This window comes from Campylobacter concisus, from assembly GCF_003048375.1.
Taxonomy (GTDB): Bacteria; Campylobacterota; Campylobacteria; order Campylobacterales; family Campylobacteraceae; genus Campylobacter_A; species Campylobacter_A concisus_T.
This window is the reverse complement of the sequence record NZ_CP021642.1, coordinates 1,894,489-1,912,485: the sequence shown is the minus strand read 5'-3', so window position 1 is coordinate 1,912,485 and position 17,997 is coordinate 1,894,489. Positions and strand designations below refer to the sequence as shown.

Annotated in this window: 9 protein-coding genes; 5 read left to right on the top strand and 4 right to left on the bottom strand. The window is 38.3% G+C overall.

Annotated elements, in window-relative coordinates; translation table 11 throughout:
- Positions 1-56: 56 nt before the first annotated feature.
- From CCS77_RS09420 to CCS77_RS09405, 4 genes are all read left to right on the top strand, one after another.
- Positions 57-2,843: a retention module-containing protein gene (locus CCS77_RS09420; protein WP_107917234.1), complete on the top strand. Its 2,787-nt coding sequence runs from the start codon at positions 57-59 to the stop codon at positions 2,841-2,843.
- A gap of 135 nt (positions 2,844-2,978) precedes the next feature.
- Positions 2,979-7,145 (top strand): retention module-containing protein, encoded by a 4,167-nt coding sequence (locus tag CCS77_RS09415; protein ID WP_107917233.1) that lies wholly within the window; start codon positions 2,979-2,981, stop codon positions 7,143-7,145.
- A 149-nt stretch (positions 7,146-7,294) separates the two neighbouring features.
- Positions 7,295-7,831 carry a hypothetical protein gene (locus tag CCS77_RS09410; RefSeq protein ID WP_107917232.1) on the top strand — a complete coding sequence of 179 codons (537 nt, stop codon included), beginning with the start codon at positions 7,295-7,297 and terminating at the stop codon, positions 7,829-7,831.
- An 87-nt stretch (positions 7,832-7,918) separates the two neighbouring features.
- Positions 7,919-8,653 carry a hydroxymethylpyrimidine/phosphomethylpyrimidine kinase gene (locus tag CCS77_RS09405; protein ID WP_107917231.1) on the top strand — a complete coding sequence of 245 codons (735 nt, stop codon included), beginning with the start codon at positions 7,919-7,921 and terminating at the stop codon, positions 8,651-8,653.
- A gap of 140 nt (positions 8,654-8,793) precedes the next feature.
- Here CCS77_RS09405 and CCS77_RS09400 read toward each other — a convergent pair whose 3' ends face one another.
- From CCS77_RS09400 to ilvD, 4 genes are all read right to left on the bottom strand, one after another.
- Positions 8,794-9,759 carry a UDP-glucuronic acid decarboxylase family protein gene (locus tag CCS77_RS09400; RefSeq protein ID WP_107917230.1) on the bottom strand — a complete coding sequence of 322 codons (966 nt, stop codon included), beginning with the start codon at positions 9,757-9,759 and terminating at the stop codon, positions 8,794-8,796.
- On the bottom strand, positions 9,731-12,937 hold the full coding sequence (locus CCS77_RS09395; RefSeq protein ID WP_107917229.1) for a radical SAM protein: 3,207 nt from the start codon (positions 12,935-12,937) through the stop codon (positions 9,731-9,733). Before CCS77_RS09395 ends, CCS77_RS09400 begins: the two co-directional genes overlap by 29 nt.
- Positions 12,913-14,541, bottom strand: coding sequence for a glycosyltransferase family 2 protein (locus CCS77_RS09390; RefSeq protein WP_107917228.1), 1,629 nt, complete (start codon positions 14,539-14,541; stop codon positions 12,913-12,915). Before CCS77_RS09390 ends, CCS77_RS09395 begins: the two co-directional genes overlap by 25 nt.
- A 63-nt stretch (positions 14,542-14,604) precedes the next feature.
- On the bottom strand, positions 14,605-16,278 hold the full coding sequence (gene ilvD / locus CCS77_RS09385; RefSeq protein WP_107917227.1) for a dihydroxy-acid dehydratase: 1,674 nt from the start codon (positions 16,276-16,278) through the stop codon (positions 14,605-14,607).
- Between the two features lie 277 nt (positions 16,279-16,555).
- On the opposite strand from ilvD, the gene CCS77_RS09380 reads away from it, so the two are divergent.
- Entirely contained in the window at positions 16,556-17,962 is a 1,407-nt protein-coding gene (locus CCS77_RS09380; RefSeq protein ID WP_103581575.1) for a hypothetical protein, read from the top strand.
- The last annotated feature ends 35 nt before the right edge of the window (positions 17,963-17,997 follow it).

The window sequence follows — 17,997 nt, the reverse complement described above, 5'->3', positions numbered from 1 at the left end:
TTTTTCTTAGCTAAAATCTTGATATAGATCAATAAAATCCAAAGGGAGGCACTAAGATGCAAAAGTTAGGCGTTATCAAAAATATCCTAGGCGGTGAAATCGTAGCTGTTGATAAAAGCGGCAACGAAAGAGTCTTGAAGGTGGGCGATAGCATTTTTGAAGGCGAAACTATAAAGGCTAATGTCTCTGCAAAAGCAGTGATCGCAGCAAATGACGGTAAAGAAGTCAGCTTACAAAACGGCGAAAGTCTTAGCCTAGATAAAGAGGCAAATGCACTTAGTGATAACCCAGAGATAGCCTCTATCCAAAAAGCCCTATTAAACGGCGCAAACATCGCAGATCTTGAAGAGACCGCAGCAGGTGGTAACCAAGGCGGTGGTAACGCTACTGGAGATGGCGTGAGTTTAGGTGCTGCAAGCTTTGCCGAGGGCGGCCACTACTCAAATATCAATGAAAACTATAGAAATTTAACCGACGCAAACAGAGCTTTTCAAACCCCAGAAAACTCAATCGGTGGATATAACGATGCAGATGCAGATACGACAACTCCTATCTCACCAGCTACGCCTGTCACACCAAGTACTCCAAGCACACCACCAACGCCAAGTACTCCTGGTGTCACCGTAACCCCAGGTACTCCTTCACCTGCTAATCCTCCAGTCATCACGCCTCGTCCTGGTGCAGTAGAGATCACTACTAGCATCGATCCTGCTGCTAGCGAGGCAAGGGAGAGTGGCGCTGGAGCAAACGGCGAGGGCGGACACTATCTTGTTTATAAACTAGGTCTATCAGGCACTCCAGTAAGTCCAAGTGGCGAGACAACAGACCTTGCTCTAAATTTCATGGGTGGCACTAGAGGCGAGGACTATGCAAATTTGATCGAGTACTCGCTAAATAATGGCGCTGCTGGCAGCTGGGTAACTCTAAATGCTAACAACACAATACCGGGCGTAAACGTAGAAGATATCTCAAAAGTGCAGGTAAGGATAAAGGTGCTTGATGACTATGGACAAGCAAATTTAGACCGTCACAACCAAAATGAAGGTAGCAGGGCAGAAATTTATGGTGTAGATGATAACAATAGCCCAGTAAAAAACGGTCTTACTCAAGGTGTTGAGAATTTTGGCGTTTATAAAGAAGGTGTAAGTCTAAGCATCACTCCAACTAGCAGCTACCTACTACCAACAACAGCTGCAAATAGAGCCGAAGGCTACATCATCGACAATGATGATAATCTAGAGATAACAAGCGATCTTAGCTATGCAGATGGCAACAACTACCGCATAAAAACCTTAGATGGAGATGATACGGTAAGCATAAAAGCAAATGTTAAAGGCACTCAGATCAATACCGATGATGGAGATGATATTGTAAATTTTGATAAGGCTGGCATTGCATTTGGCAGTGATAATATTGATGAGCATGCAAGTATCAATATGTATGATGGTAATGACACTGTAAATATAAATGAGGCTATGAAATTAGGCAAAGCTCATATAAGCCTTGATTTTTATGAAAATAGCACAGGCAAAGATACTCTAAATATAAATGCAGATGTCACTGGTTTAGGTACTACAAATAATAGCTCTTTTTATCTTGGCGGTGGTGATGACGCGATAAATATCAAAAACGCAACTGTAAGTGGGGTAAATATAGATGCTAGCAAAGGCGCAGATACCATAAGTATAGATAATGCCACTATAGAAAAGACAAACATTTTCTTGACACATCGCGATAAGTTAAACGAAGCTGATAAGGTTGATATAAACGACGCTACCTTTATAGGTTCATCGATAGGCGTTTATAACTCTTCTTATAATGGCGAAATGGCTGATTTAAATAATGATCAAGTGATAAATGTGCGTGGTAAGACAAGCTTTATAAACACAGGCACTAACGATAGCGGTGGGCTTAGTGCAACTCATGTAAATATAAATGGCACTGATAGTGATAAGATACTTTTTACAGGTGCTTCAAGCATTTATGGCAAAGAGATCAATATAGATCATGCACTATTTAGTCATGGTGGCGAGATAGGAAATTACGTTGGCGATCAAGGTAGAAACTACTTTTCAGATGCTACTGTAACACTTGCAAATACCCAAACGGATGATAAAGTTGGTTTTAGGTTTGACGCTGGAAATGATACTTTAACATTTAATGGCAACAACACTATAAATTTCGTGGGTAAAAACAGTGTTGCTAGTTTAAAATTAGAAACTGGAGACGGAGCTGATACTATAAATATAGGCGGAGAAACTAGCTTTGGAGGAATATTTAGAGGAAGTACTGATGGCTATACCTTTAAACAAAGTGTTAGTATATCAACAGGCTCAGGCGATGATGCTATAAATATCGACAAGGGTGCTGTTTTAAAAGCTGCGACAATAAATACTGGCGATGGCAACGATAATGTAAAGTTAAATGGAGAACTACAAGACACACCTGATCATTGGCATTCTACTAGCAGCATAGATCTAGGTAGTGGCAATGATACGCTTCATATCGGAAAAGATGCAATAATTGGAAGTGGTACAACTATCAAGGGTGGAGCAGGTACTGATACGCTAGATCTTGCTGGAAATATCGACTTTAGCAAGGTAGCTGGCTTTGAAAAAGTTAGCCTTGGTGGCAGTGAAAACAATGTAGCACTAAATTTAACTATAAATGACGTACTAAATATCACTCGTGGAAACCTTAATAACACCCTTAGGATAGATGGTGAAGATGGCGATCATGTACATATGAGTGGTGATTTTACACCAGGTGTGTCAAGCGGTGGATATACAACATTTACGGCCAATACATTTACTATCGAAGTAAAAGACGAAATAGTTTCCTAATCAAATTTCATGCCCTAGTTTCCCAAAACTAGGGCAAATTCTTACAAAATTTCAAATTTTAGTACCATAGTACAATTTACAAAGCTTTTTTAAGATATTAAAATACGTTCAAAATTTTTTAGATAAGGAAGTAAAATGGCAACAAGGATAGGCGTAATCAAAAGCATCTCACAAGGAGCAAATGTAATCGCAACTGCAAAGGATGGCACACAAAGAGTGTTAAAAGTAGGCGATGAAATTTTTCTTGGTGAGACTATACAGACAACTGATTTTGACTCAAAAGTAGTCATAACTGCAAACGATGGCAAAGACATTGCGATCATCGGAAAAGATACCCTAAATTTAGACAAGAGCGTAGCTCACAACGAGAGCTTTGGCGACGATAGCGTAGCTGATGTAAGTGCTATACAAAAAGCACTTCTTGATGGTGCAAACATCACTGATCTTGAAGAGACTGCAGCTGGTGGTAACCAAGGTGGTAATGCTGGCGGAGACGGTGTAAGCTTAGGTGCTGCAAGCTTTGAAGAGGGCGGTCACTACTCAAACATCAACGAAAACTACAGAAATTTAACTGATGCAAACAAAGCTTTTCAAACTCCAGAAAACTCAATCGGCGGTTATAATGATGGCAATGACGCAGGCAACGCAACTCCTGTTGCACCAGTCATACCTCCAATCAGCGTTGATATCAAAACTTTAACTGATGATTTTGGCACTATAACTGGGGATTATAGCTTAGATGCGCCAAGCGTACCTCGCACAAATGACGCTACTCCAACTATAAGCGGCACAGTTGAGCCTACTGCTGTAAGAGCGGTTGTTAGCGTGCTTGACAAGGACGGACACGAAGTCTTTACAAAAACTCTAAATCCAAGCGACTATGCTGATGGTAAATTTAAATTTACAACTGATGAGTTAAGCGTAGATGGCAAACATGATGGCGATTATAAAGTAAAAGTAGTAGCTACAGGGATAGACGGACAAACAGCAACCGATACTGGTAGTTTCGTGCTTGACACAGTTGCAAAAATAACTATAAACGTTGAAACAGAGATGAGCCTTGTTAAAGAGTCTGAGATGAGTAGCGGACTAAAAGGAAATTTCTGGTTTAACCACATCTATGAAAAAGATGGCGTAAAGGGTATTGAGCTAAGAGACTTTAAAAATAAAATACCTGGTGGTTTCGAAAATACAGAATATGCTCATAGAGGTATGAAGCAAAATGACTTTGTCGAATACTATATGAATAACACCAAACCTTGGGCAAGCTTTAAAGCAAAAGAGCTAAATTTCCAACAAGGTAAAGGTGGCGATAGAGATAATGTTGATAGTGATGCTGGAACAGTCTCAGGACTAGATGGCGCTCATAATATGATAGGCAAGGTTGATCTTGATGGTAATGTAGTAACCCCAAATAATGAGTGGGTAGCTCCAAATTTCAAAGCACTTGAGTATTTCATCGACAACGCAAAAGGAAAAGGTAGTGATATTCATATCGTAAGAGATGCTCCTAATGGCAAAAATACAACAGCTGGTGCGATGATAAATTTAAAAGGCACTATGTATCTTGAGCCAGGGGATTATAAATTTGACGCAAAAGGCACTGATGATAGCGTAAGATTTAAGGTTGATGGCGTTACTATGGTTGATTATGACACTATTCACTCAGAAAATAGAGCCACAGTTACAACTTTACACGTTGATAAAGCAGGTTACTATGACTTTGATATGAGCTATGCAAACTACATCTACTGGGGCAAGCTAAAACTAACAGTTTCAAAAGATGGCGGACCTGAGAGCATACTTGGCTCAGAGGCAAGTGGTATAAAACTAAATTCAACCGACTTTGACAGCTACGTAGATACAGTAACAAGAAATGTCTATAAAGTAACTCAAAAGATCACAGGAACTGTTGATAATGTAGAAGACGGACAGATCGTAACTGTCACATCAAGCACAGGCGAGAGCCATACAGCTAAAGTGGTAGATGGCAAATATGAAGTTGAGTTTAAAACAAGCGATCCAAAAGCGACATACACTGCAAAAGTTAGCGACCTTGTAGGCAACGAGGCACAGGCATCATCAACTAAGCTAAATGTCGCTAATACAGACCTAATAGACGCTATAGATAATGACGCAAGCAATGTAAGTGCGAATACAAATACAGGTATAAATGACGCAACTAAATATTATAAATTTACAACTGACGACATCGCTCAAACTGATAAATTTTCAACCAACGCGCCATTACCAGTGCTAAGCGACAAAACTCCGACATTTACAGGTAGCATAGATAGTAGCGCAACTAAAGCGATCATCACTGTGTTTGATAAAAATGGACACGAAGTCTTTACAAAAGAGCTTAGCCAAAGTGAATTTGCAAATGGTAAATTTGAAGTCACATCTGATAGCTTAGAGGATGGCAACTACAAGATCAAAGCAACTGCTATCTTTGAAAATGGCGAGAACAAGACAAGTAGTACGGTAGTGAGTGATTTTGTGGTTGATAAGACACCAGTTACTATAGAAAACATCAAGATCATCGAAAATGACAATGAGGGGCAACACCATACGATCAATTTTAACCTCAAAAACTATGAGGATGGCGATAAGATCGAGAGTATAAAAATCGTAACAGCTGATGGAAATACTAACGTAATCTCTGTTGGCACAACTAAACCAACCAATGGTGTGCTAAGCTTTGAGTACGATCACAAGATAAAACTAGGCGATAAGATCGAAGTTGAGATGACTGATAAAGCTGGCACAAAATATACTCATGTAAATGAAATTTTAGTTCCAACTATGACGCAGTTTGAAAACGGCAACGATACAACTACAAATGCAAATAACCGCTCAGCTGAGAAGTTGTGGGGCACTATGGATATGAGTGAGAGTGGCTTTAGAGCTGATGGCTCAAGGATCGTTTCAAACGACGCTATACCATACCTAAGAGCTGTGATCCCAGAAGATGCAACAGCTGGCAATGCTAGCAATAATCAAACTGTAAGTGAGTTTTTAAATAGTGGTAGAGGCATATCATGGGGCACTGGCGATGTTAGATTTGTAGCAACTAACGTTGATAAAGGTGTTTCAAAAGATCTATTATCTCAAGCGATAGAAAAACCAATAGGCAATGTAACGCCTGATCACTACAACAGACTTACAGGCTATAACAACAGACTTGATGCCGCTGGCAAAATGGCTGATGGCGTTTATAAAATTTCTATCGATGGTAAATATCAAGGAGGAGACGAGCTACTTTACAACTCTATTAAATTTACGATCGACGCAACAGCTGCAACGATAAAAGACTCAAATTTAAGCTACGATGCAGCTGCAAATAAAACCACATGGAGTGGAAATTTAAGTGAAAATGGAGTTGGTGCAAGCTATACACTAAAACAACACTTTGAAGAGGCGGTAAAAGGCATAGCTCTAAAAGATAGCATCACGCTAAGAGGTGCTGATGGACACATCATAACTGCAAATTCTGTAACGCTTGATGATAATGGAAATTTCGAAGCGGTATTTAACGGCGATGTAAAATCAAGCGATGTCTATCTACAAATTTCTGATATCGCTAAAAATACAACAGTAGTTGCAAATAATGACAACAATAATGTCATCACAACAAGCGAAGGCAACGACATCATCAATGTTGGAAACGGCGATAACGTCATACACGCAGGACGCGGTGAAAATGAAATTCGCACAGGCAATGGCGACAACGTAATCATCACTGGCGATAACAACGACGTCATAACCACAGGAAGTGGCAACGACTACATCGACGCTGGCAGAAGTGGCTATACTGGCATGAACAAAGGCGATCTAGTAAATGCTGGAGCTGGCAATGATAAGGTTGTATTTACCTTTGATAATCCAAGAGCAGCTACATCTCAAAGTCTTGATGGCGGAGAAGGTACAGATACGCTTATCATGCGTCCAGTGGCAAAGGATGGCACTATCGACTTTGATAAGATAGACAACAAAGGCTTGAATAACGCGATCAAGAATTTTGAAGAGATCCAACTTGGCATGGATGAGCATGGCAATGACAATCAAGCTGTTAAGCTACTAAATTTAAAAGCGGATAATGTATTTAGCATCACTGATGATGTAAATACTATCTTAAAAATAAGTGGCGATAACAAAGATAGCGTTTCATTAAAAGGATTTACTGAGGCTACAAATCAAAGTGGTGTCGAATCTGGATATACAAGATACGAGGGTGAAACAAGCACAGCAAAAACTATCTATATAGACATCGATAACGACATAAACAAACAACTTGTATAAAATTTGGGCTTTTTAGCCCAAATTTCTTTTTTTTAAATTTCTATTTTACTCCCAAAAAACGCCTCTAAAACCATCTTTGTACCAAAGTACAATATACAAATTTAATAAAAAACACTAGAATAAATCAAAAATAAAAGTAAGGAATAAAGATGGCAGCTGTAGCCGGCAAGGTAAAAAGCGTCACATCTGATGTTATAGCGATAGATAAAAACGACCGTGTAAGAGTTCTAAACGTAGATGATGAGGTTTATATAGGTGAGAGCATAAAAGGCGAGAGCCAAAGTGCGAGCGTGACTATCACTGCAGTGGATGGTAGCGATATATCACTAAATGGATATGACACGATATGGCTTGATAGTAGCGTGGTAAGTGCTGATACAAGCGCCGAAAATAGCATCGATACTGATGCACTTTTTAGAGCGCTTCTTGGAGAAAACTACGCTGAGATACTTGATCAGATGAATGAAAAAGTAGAAGATATGTTTGCAAAAGCGCAGCCAAATGAGGCTGAAAATAGCTCAAATAGCCTTGAGAGCAGTGAAAATTTAGCGCACAAACATAGCACCAATGATGAGATTTTATCTGACTCAAACGAGCTAAAAGTAGATAACTCTTACGAGCATGCAAATTTTGACGCAACTACGATATATATCGAGATCGATAACGATCTAAACAAACTTTCATAAATTTGAGCCGCTTGGCTCAAATCCTTTTAAAAACTCAAATTTAACTAACATCTCTTATAATAAGCCAAAATTTACAAAAGGAAAACGATGAAAAAAATTCTAATCATCGCAGGCTCTTGCAATAGCGGCACAGCAGGGCTTCAGGCTGATATAAAGACATGCGCTAGGCTAAACTGCTATAGCGCAACGGCGGTCACTTCGCTAGTTGCTGAGACCACAGACGCGATAAAAAGCGTAGTTTGCCTAGAGCCTGGCTTTGTTAAAGACCAGCTTAGCACGCTTGCGGAGGAATTTAGCTTTGATGCCATAAAGATCGGTATGCTCTTTAGCGAGGAGATAATGGACGTGGTGCATGAGTTTTTACTCACTCAAAAGGCAAAAGTCGTGCTTGATCCAGTCTGCGTCTCAAAGAGCGGCCACAAGCTCATAAAAGATAGCGCGGTAGAGAAGCTAAAAGAGCTAATGAAGCTAGCCACCGTCGCCACGCCAAATTTAGATGAGGCAAACGTCCTTTTTGGAGGGAATTTTAAAGATCTACCTTGCGATATCATTGTGAAAAAACATGTAAGCGAGGATAGCAGCATAGATACGCTTTATAGAAAAGATGGCTCACTGCAAAATTTCAAAACCCCGCTTGCTAGCCCGCTTGTGATGAGCGGCACTGGTTGTACTTTCTCAACGGCGCTTGCTTGCTACCTTGCAAAGGGCAAGAGCTTGGAGGAGGCCATAGGGCTTTCAAAAGAGTATATTTGTGAGATTATAAAAGAGAGTATCGACACAAAACTAGGCAAAAACCGCCTTCTTTGGCACGGAGCAAGGTAAATTTTATCTAAAGATCGATATGTGTATTTTGCTAACAAAAGGGATTACTGCTGGGCTAGTTAATGTATATAGAAAAAATTTTAAGAAGATTTTTGTGAAAAAGATAGGTTGAAAAAATAATCATATTTATGCAGATATATTTAGTTAGCTTGGCTTAAATTTAATTGTTTAAAATATGCTATTGTGCGCTCTAGCCCTTCAATAATGCCTATTTTTGGACTCCATCTGAGTAACTCTTTTGCGAGAGTAATATCTGGTTTTCGTCTCTTTGGATCATCAGATGGGAGTTTTTTATATACGATAGATGATTTTGAATTTACTAAAGAGATGATTTTATATGCAATATCTTTTATGCTGTATTCCTCTGGATTGCCGATATTAATGGGACCCATTATATCTGTATCCATAAATTTTAAAAGTGCGTCTATTGTATCATCAACATAGCAAAAGCTTCTTGTTTGTGCTCCGTTACCAAAGATAGTTATATCGCTGTTTTTAAGAGCCTGCACTATGAAGTTACTGATTACTCGTCCGTCATTTTCGGTCATATTTGGACCATAGCAGTTAAAAAGACGTGTGATTTTTACATCTATTTCGTATTGCCTCTTATAACTACTACACAATGCTTCGGCGGCTCTTTTACCTTCGTCGTAGCAAGCTCTAACACCTATAGGATTTACATTACCCCAGTAGTTCTCTTTTTGTGGATGTTGCTGTGGATCGCCATAAATTTCGCTGGTTGAGGCTTGAAGCATTTTTGCTCCATATCTTTTTGCAAGACGCAAACAATTTATTGTGCCAATTAGACAAGTCTCGATGGTTTTTACGGGATCTTCTTGATATTTTATAGGCGAAGCAGGGCATGCTAGGTTATAAATTTCATCGACAAAATAGTCAATAGGCTTAGTAATGTCGTGCTCCATAAGAGTAAAATTTGGATGGTTTTTTAGATGAGCTATATTGGCTCTCTCTCCAGTGCTGAAATCATCAAGACATAAGACCTTGTGGTGATCTTTAATGAGCCTTGTACACAAATGCGACCCGATAAAACCAGCCCCACCAGTAACTAAAATCGTTTTACTCATGATCTCTCTTGTATCTATCATATATTTGTTTCCACGAAGGAGAAATTTTCTCTTTAAATGGTGCTTTTTCACATCTAGGGATAAAATCGCCATAGTTTGGTGCATAATCTTTAAAATTTCCGCAAAATTTGCAAAATTCCTTAAAGTGATCTTGTAAATTTTGTGTTGTTATCCCTTTTAGTGTTTTTATCCCTTTGTTACCACCTAAAACCCTATCTATGCCACCGCAAACTGAACAGGCGTAGTAGCCATTTTTATTTAAACCTAGACCACAATACGAGGCAACCCAGCACGCTGTAGAATAATCAGCATCTTTGAAATTTATATCATCGATCGGAGCATTGTTAAATGGAGTAAAATAATCAACTAAATTTTTAGTTTTAAACGAACCATAATCTATCCTAACATTTTTAAATAGCTCAGCTTGCCTGCAAAGCTCTTTTGTTTGTTTTGTAAAGCCGTTTGAAACAACTTGGATAATAGTATCTTGACAAAAGCTATCCACATACTCTCTTTGTAAAATTTCAATAATTCGTAAAAAATCTTTATGTAAGGTAGGTTCACCGCCCAAAATATTAATAAGTTTCCACTTTTTACTCAAAAATTTACTTTCATTAATAAAATGTTCTATATCGCTAATCGTCATACTCTCAGATGAAGGGGCATATCCGCAGGATCTATTGCACCCTTTGCATTTTAGATTGCACTCAAATGTTATGTCGATTTCGATCATATCTAAATTTGAAAGAAATTTTTTTCGTCCTTTGACTACATCTTTTGGCGATAGTGGCGGTTTTTCAAGTATCTCTTTTATAGCCTGTTCTTTTAGTTCTCTGTTTGCGTCTTTTTTGTCATAATCACGCTCGTAGTAGTAGTTGATAAAATCCATCTGTAGTGGCGATGAACTCATTTGAGCAATAGGAACCATCATAGCGTAGTCATCGCATTTTTCTATCCATTTTCGTTTACTTAGCCTTGCTTCTTTATCATCGTACATAAAATACGAAAGCGGAATTGAATCAAAAAGATATTTTTTAAATGTTTTTAGATGCTGCCATACATTGCCACCAGTTTTACGTGGCTCCATAAAATTTACTGGATAGCGATAGTGTGGCTCAAGTCTATACGTCTGATGAACTCTCCCGCAAGTCATATCTACGCCCCACATATCATACTTTTTATAAATATCAAAAAGAGTTTCTTTGCCTATTAGCGCATCATCGGTGTCGACGCATACGATGATCGACTCTGGGTTGTCGCAATAATAATGAATCGCTAGATACTCGCACTGCATTTTTGTTTGCAAAGTACGACCTTTGATAAAAGTCACTTTATCTTTATATGGCTTAATGATTTGCTCGATAAATATCGAAATACTAGAATTTGAGCAATCATCATAAAAAATAACTCCAAAATCTTGAAATGTTTGGCTAATCAAAGAAAACCACATACGTAAAAATTTATGAATAGTCAAATTTCTAAAACAAGAAAGCACTATCATCTTTTCACTGCGCTTTGGTGTGCACCACTCATAAAACGAGCCGTTGCAGTCAAACTCACCAAACTGCAAATTTGGGATATAACCCTGCTCAACTCTATCTAAGATATTCATCCAACTATAAGAGTTTGTTTTTCGGTAGTTTTGTGGATGGATATAAAAGCTTCGTTTATCTCCGCCTCTTATAGAGCAAAACCCGTTATCTTTTTGTAGTCTTTCTAGTGAGCGATACCAAGTAAGCTCTAGCTTTAAATTTTCATCAAGTGTATTTGGTAAAGGTCTAACACTAAAAAGCCGTTTTTTGTTAAAAAGACCCATTCTAACTTCTGGCACAAAACCGCCATTTTCAAAACCAAAATAAGCCTTGGATTTTTTGTTATAGATATTAAAACCGACAAATAAGACATTTTTATTTTTTTGAATTTCACTTATCATATCGGTTAAAAAAGAGTGGTTGATATCTTCTCTGCCAATAAGCACATCGCTGTCCATCTGTAAAACATAATCCCCTTCGCATTTTTCAAAGGCATAAAGCTGTGAGCTTACTGGAATATTTGTCGTTGAGTGTGTTTGACTAGTCTTGATATCAAACCACTCTTTGTTTATCCTAATTGTTTCACTAGCATCGTAAATAATAAATCTATCAATAATATGTTTTTGCTGTAAATTTTCCACAATATCTATAAGTTTTTTAAGATCGGCATTATCTGTAAATTGCCTAGCAAAATCACTCTGCTTCGTGTCTATAGAAACCACAATTTCGTAAAAACTATTTGGATAAGAAAGCTGCCTGACGATATGCTTAATATTTGCTTCTATAGTTTGGACATCTTGCGCGCATGTTTTTATAAGTATAGAAATCTTCTCTTCCAACGGCAACAAACTTTTATAGCCGATAGCGATCGACCGTGGTTCAAAATCATTGTTTTCATTTAAAAAAATGTCTGAAATTTGGATATCACAAAGATAGAGATTTTCTTTTATTTTTGAAAAAAATAGGTCCTCAAGATGTGGGAGAGTTTTTGCATTATAAATCTCATACTCTAAGTCCGAAAATTTATTTATCGTCATGTCTTTAAACACTTTTTTTGACTCTGCAAATATTATATTAGAAAATATCTCGTTTATAAATTCTCGCGCACCTTCTAGCTCTGGTAAATTAAAATTATTAACCGCACTTCTTTGCAATTTTTTTAATTGTGGATTATCTCGCTCATGCAAAAATAGATACATTCTAACGCATGCGTTTAAAAATAGATTGTCGCTGTAATATACACTAGCATCCATATCGACTAATTTTAAATTTTCGCCTACTTTAATAAAATTCTCTTTTTTACAATCCTGCACTATAATCTTTTTTTGCCAGCACTCAGTTAAAAACAAAACAACATCTTTTTGCGTAAATTTATCTATTGGAGTGGATGGCTCGTATTTGTATTTTTGAATAAATACGTTTTTATGCTCTATTATCTCTTCAAGATGATAAAACGACTTAAAATTTTCTTCTTCGAAGAAAAAAGTTAGATGCCTATAAGTATTCCATTTATTTTTGCCTTTAAAAAACGGCATGATAACTTTATAAACATGCGTACTATCGTGAAATACGACGCCCTCAAAACCTTGCCCAAGGTAATGGATATCTTTTAAACCAATGTCAACCAAAATATCTTTAGCTTTTAATCTTCTTTCTTCATTTTGCATAGCCGCATCGCTTCCTCATATAGTTGCTTCCTTGCGTTTAAGTACTTTTCTGTTTGTTTGTTATCTGCTGTTTTATTACCACTTAGATTATAAATCGTAAGCAAAATATCCTCGGCAAATTCTATTTTTTTATCACTTAACAAAAGTCGTACAAGTAAAAAATGATCTTCCGCACTTGAAATTTCAGGATAATCTTGCAGGCTATTTGGTGTCATAAAAACGTTGCAAGATGGAAGTTCGGCCTCGGCAATACCCTTGCTCATCTTTTTTAAACGATTTAAAAGATATGCTTTATTAGTAAGTTTTGATGTTGCTATATTAACACGGTCAATAATTTTTCCATCAAGCCTGAGATAGTTTCCTGCCACTAAAACATCAGACTTTTTGTCATCAAATTTACACTCTATCTTAGACAAAACATCTTCACTCGCATATTCATCATCAGCATCTAGCCGTCCAATAAATGATACATTTTCAAAAAGCATTTTTATATAGTGGTTTATATCATTTCTTGTTTTGGCTGTATGATGATTTTTTACATCTATTATCACTATTTTTTCGTTTTTAAGGATATCGCCAAGACTCTTTTTCCAATCATCATTAGAATCATCATCTGCTATCAAAATCCAAACATCACGTTTTACATCCTTTTGTGTGAGGATGGACTCGAAACAACGACGAAGTGTATTTTTATTATTATGAACAGCAACGCCAATTACTATCTTTTTAGATTTGGTATTTTTATGAACGAGGTTAAAAATTTTCTTGATATTTGCAGATTCTTGATAATTAAAAAGCTTTCTAGCTCTTTGTAGGGCTTCTTCGAGCAACTCTTTGGAGTAGAGCCTGATATATTTTATGTGAAAGCTATTTAAACCTTTTGTTTTGGAGGTAAAATTTAACGTAACGCTATCTTTTGAAGCGAAGTGATTGACGAGTACTTTTGGGATAATCTTTATGTTTTTATTAGAATGCTTTTGTAAAAAGCGAATCATCAAGTCTCTATCCGTACAACTTGCAAGTGTTTCATCAAATCCATCAATGGCTTTTAACACCCCAAAACGAAAAAACATGTTACTGCCTTGAATGCCGGGATTGCCTTTTAAAAAGTTACTGATGTTTATATCTTCCACCTCAAAAGAACTACACTTATCACAATCGCCTCGCTTTATAAAGCCAAAAACAGCATCAGGTATTTTGGACGATGATGTAATCACATCATAACAACTACTAATATACTCATCATGCCAGCTATCATCGTCATCTAAAATCGCCATATAGTCATCATCGTCTAAAAAATTTTCATACCATTTGATCCCGCAGTTCCAAGCTCCACTTCCACTCATATTTGGCGTTTGTGAGTTTTTTATATAGTGAATTTTATTGTTTTTTAGTTTTGAAATTCTCTGCTCTATATCTTTGCTTGTAGTTTCGTCTTGATTATCATCAACGATAAGGATATGATCTGGGGTTTTGCTTTGACTAAGAACGGAATTTAATGAACGAGAAAACAGCAAATCGTTTCTATTTAAAGATGAAGCTATTATTACGCCGATTTTAGGTTTTTTCATTATTTTTAAATTTTTATAAATTGCAAAAACCATACACTCAGTCAAGTATAGTTTTTGCTTTGCTTAAAAGAGTTTTATATCAACTCTACTATTTATTTACGCCTCTAGTATCGCTCCGTTGCTTGCGTTTGTGACTAGTTTTTGATACTGCCTTAGCCAGCGAGAGGTTAGCGCCTTATCGACTGGTTTAAATTCCGCTCTTCTCTTTGCGATCTCAGCTTTGCTTAGACGAACGTTTATCTCGTATTTATCGACGTCTATATCGATGATGTCGCCGTCTTTTAGCAGGCCTATCATGCCGCCCTCAGCTGCTTCTGGACTTACGTGACCGATACTTAGACCCCTTGTCGCTCCGCTAAAGCGACCATCTGTGATGAGCGCTACGTCCGCGCCAAGGCCTCGTCCCATGATGAGCGAAGTAGGGCTTAGCATCTCTTGCATGCCAGGGCCTCCGCGTGGGCCTTCGTAGCGTATGACGACGACGTCGCCTTTATCTACTTTGCTACTTGAGATGCCAGCTATCGCTTCATCTTGTGAGTTAAAGCAGACCGCTTTGCCGCTAAATTTACGCTCGCCAACGATGCCAGCTGTCTTGATGACACAGCCTTGCTCGGCTAAATTTCCAAACAAAATGGCAAGTCCGCCAACCTGAGAATAGGCATTTTCCACCTTGTGGATAACGCTCTCGTCTTTGATGTCGCTAGATTTTACGCGTTCACCCAAAGTCTCGCCGCTAACTGTTAGATTGTCCAAATTTAGCATGCCGTGGTCTCTGCGTGAAATTTCTTTTATCACCGCATTCATACCACCAGCTCTGCCGACATCCTCCATGTGCACGTTTGGCAAGCTTGGGCTGATCTTAGCGATGTGAGCGATGTTTTGGCTGATCTTATTTAGCTCTTTGATGTCTAAATTTACGCCAGCTTCTCTTGAGATAGCTAGCATGTGAAGGACGGTGTTGCTGCTGCCACCCATCGCCATATCAACGACAAGTGCGTTGCGGATCGCCTTTTCATTTAGTATGTTTCTTATCTTAAATTTCTCATCAAGGGCGATCTGGCAGATCCTGCGAGCAGCCTGCCTGATGAGCTCCTCGCGCTCTGGAGTTAGCGCTAGGATGGTGCCGTTGCCAGGGAGCGCTATGCCCATCGCTTCGCAAAGTGTGTTCATAGAATTTGCTGTAAACATACCGCTACAGCTACCACCGCTTGGACATGCGTTGCACTCGATATCTCTTAGCTCAGCCTCGTCTATCTCTTTGGTCTCAAATTTACCAACCGCCTCAAACGCAGTCGCAAGATCTATCGGCCTGCCATCTTTTGTGTGACCTTTTCTCATAGGGCCGCCGCTTACGAAAATGGTCGGGACATTGACCCTTAAAGCGCCCATAACCATGCCAGGGACGATCTTATCGCAGTTTGGCATACAAACAAGCGCGTCAAGCGCGTGCGCGTTCATCACGGTTTCGATAGAATTTGCGATGATCTCGCGGCTAGGCAAGCTATATAGCATGCCTCCATGCCCCATCGCGATTCCGTCATCCACGCCGATGCAGTTAAATTCAAACGGCACACAGCCATTTTTGCGAATTTCATCTTTTAAAATTTGTGCGTATTTGTTTAAGAAAAAGTGCCCAGGGATGATCTCTATAAAGCTGTTTGCAACGCCGATAAATGGCTTGTCAAAGTCCTCGTCTTTTAGCCCAGTCGCACGTAAAAGTGAGCGGTGTGGGGCTCTTGTGTAGCCTTTTTTGATTATATCGCTTCTCAAATTTGATCCTTTTTTTAAAATTTGAGAGGATTTTATCACATCTAAAGTATCAAAAATTTTAAAGCTTGGCCGCACAGGGCAGCCAAGTAAATTTTAGTATTCGTCAAAAAATTTTTGAATTTCTTTGGATTAAAAAATTTATAATCTACTTTTGGGATTTTCTCAAAATACCTATATATCGATGTTTTTTATTTGTAACTAATATAATTTATATTTCAATGTGATTTAAAAACGCTTATTAAAATCCAAAAGTCAATTTTTTTAAGAAAGGATTAATATGAGCGTAGAAGTAGCCGACAAAGAGGGGTTAAATTTAAGTGGTGGAGTGAGCCAAAATGGTGGGCAAAATGACCCTCACGTGACTATCGTAGAGGAGATAAAGACGCTTGAGATACTTGAGCCCAAGAATTTTCTTGCTGAGCTATACGGACGAAGGGTGGCAGATGCAAGGCCAAAAGCGCAGGATCAAATTTTAAACATCGCAGACGCGACCACTAGTGCAAATGATGTGCGTTTTGACAATGGCAACGACATAGTCGATATGACAAGATCTATCGTAAATGATGCTAAGATAGACGCAGGAGATGGCGACAACAAGCTAAGAATTCACGATAATATCGAGGTTAGAGGGCTGAGATTTGACGCTGGGGCTGGCAACGACGAGATAGAGATAAGAAACAATGTCGGCATAAAAGATCATACGCTTTTATATACAAATGACGGCGATGATAGCGTGAAAATTTATGGTGCGACGATGGAAAATGCTGCCATTCATACAGGTCTAGATAACGACGTTATAGATATCCAAAGATCTGAGATCAAAAACGGCGCTGATATAAGGCTTGGCGGAGGAAATGACACTATAAACACCGACTGGGTGGGCTTTTTTGGTGATACGAAAATTTCTCTTTCTGACTTTACTAATCCAAATGAAGTAGATACGCTAAATATGGACAATACCATCTTTAACGGACACACTACTATCGAAGCAAACGACGGCGAAAAGACCACTATGAATATAAAAGTGTGCGGTGGAGACGGCGAGATAGATATAAAAGGCTCACACGCAAATTTAGACCATACGCCGCTTTTTGATATGAATTTTCTTGGGCCAAAATTTATGGGTGACGTTAAATTTGACGGCAGAAATAACAAGGTCAATATGCATATAGATGACTCAGAATTTCATGGTAAAAATAACGAATTTTACTTCTCAGATAATCAAAACGATACTTTAAATGTGACATCAGCTATCATAAAAAATTCTAAATTTTATCTAGGTGGTGGCGATGATACAGTTAGTTTAACTATGACAAGAACAGATATAGATAATAATACTCAAATATTTGGCGGCAAGGGCTATGATACTCTTGTACTTGATAATAATATCGACTTCTCAAAGGTCTCTGGTTTTGAAGAATTAAAAGTAACGAGCGGTGCTTATGTGACATTAAATGGCAATGATGTGGCTCATTTGAGTGACATTTTAGACAATGGCTCTAATGTAGTTAAATTTAGCGAGGCCCATGGCACTGTAAAACTTAATGGTTTTAGCGAAACTATCGGAGCAGAAAATGGCTATCACAGATATGAAAGTGCCTATAATACGTACTTAGCAGACGGTAGCGAGTATCAAGGCACAGTCTATATAGATATAAAAGAGGACATTCACGTCGATCTTTAAATTTTAGATCCCTTTTGGGATCTTGCTTACATTTA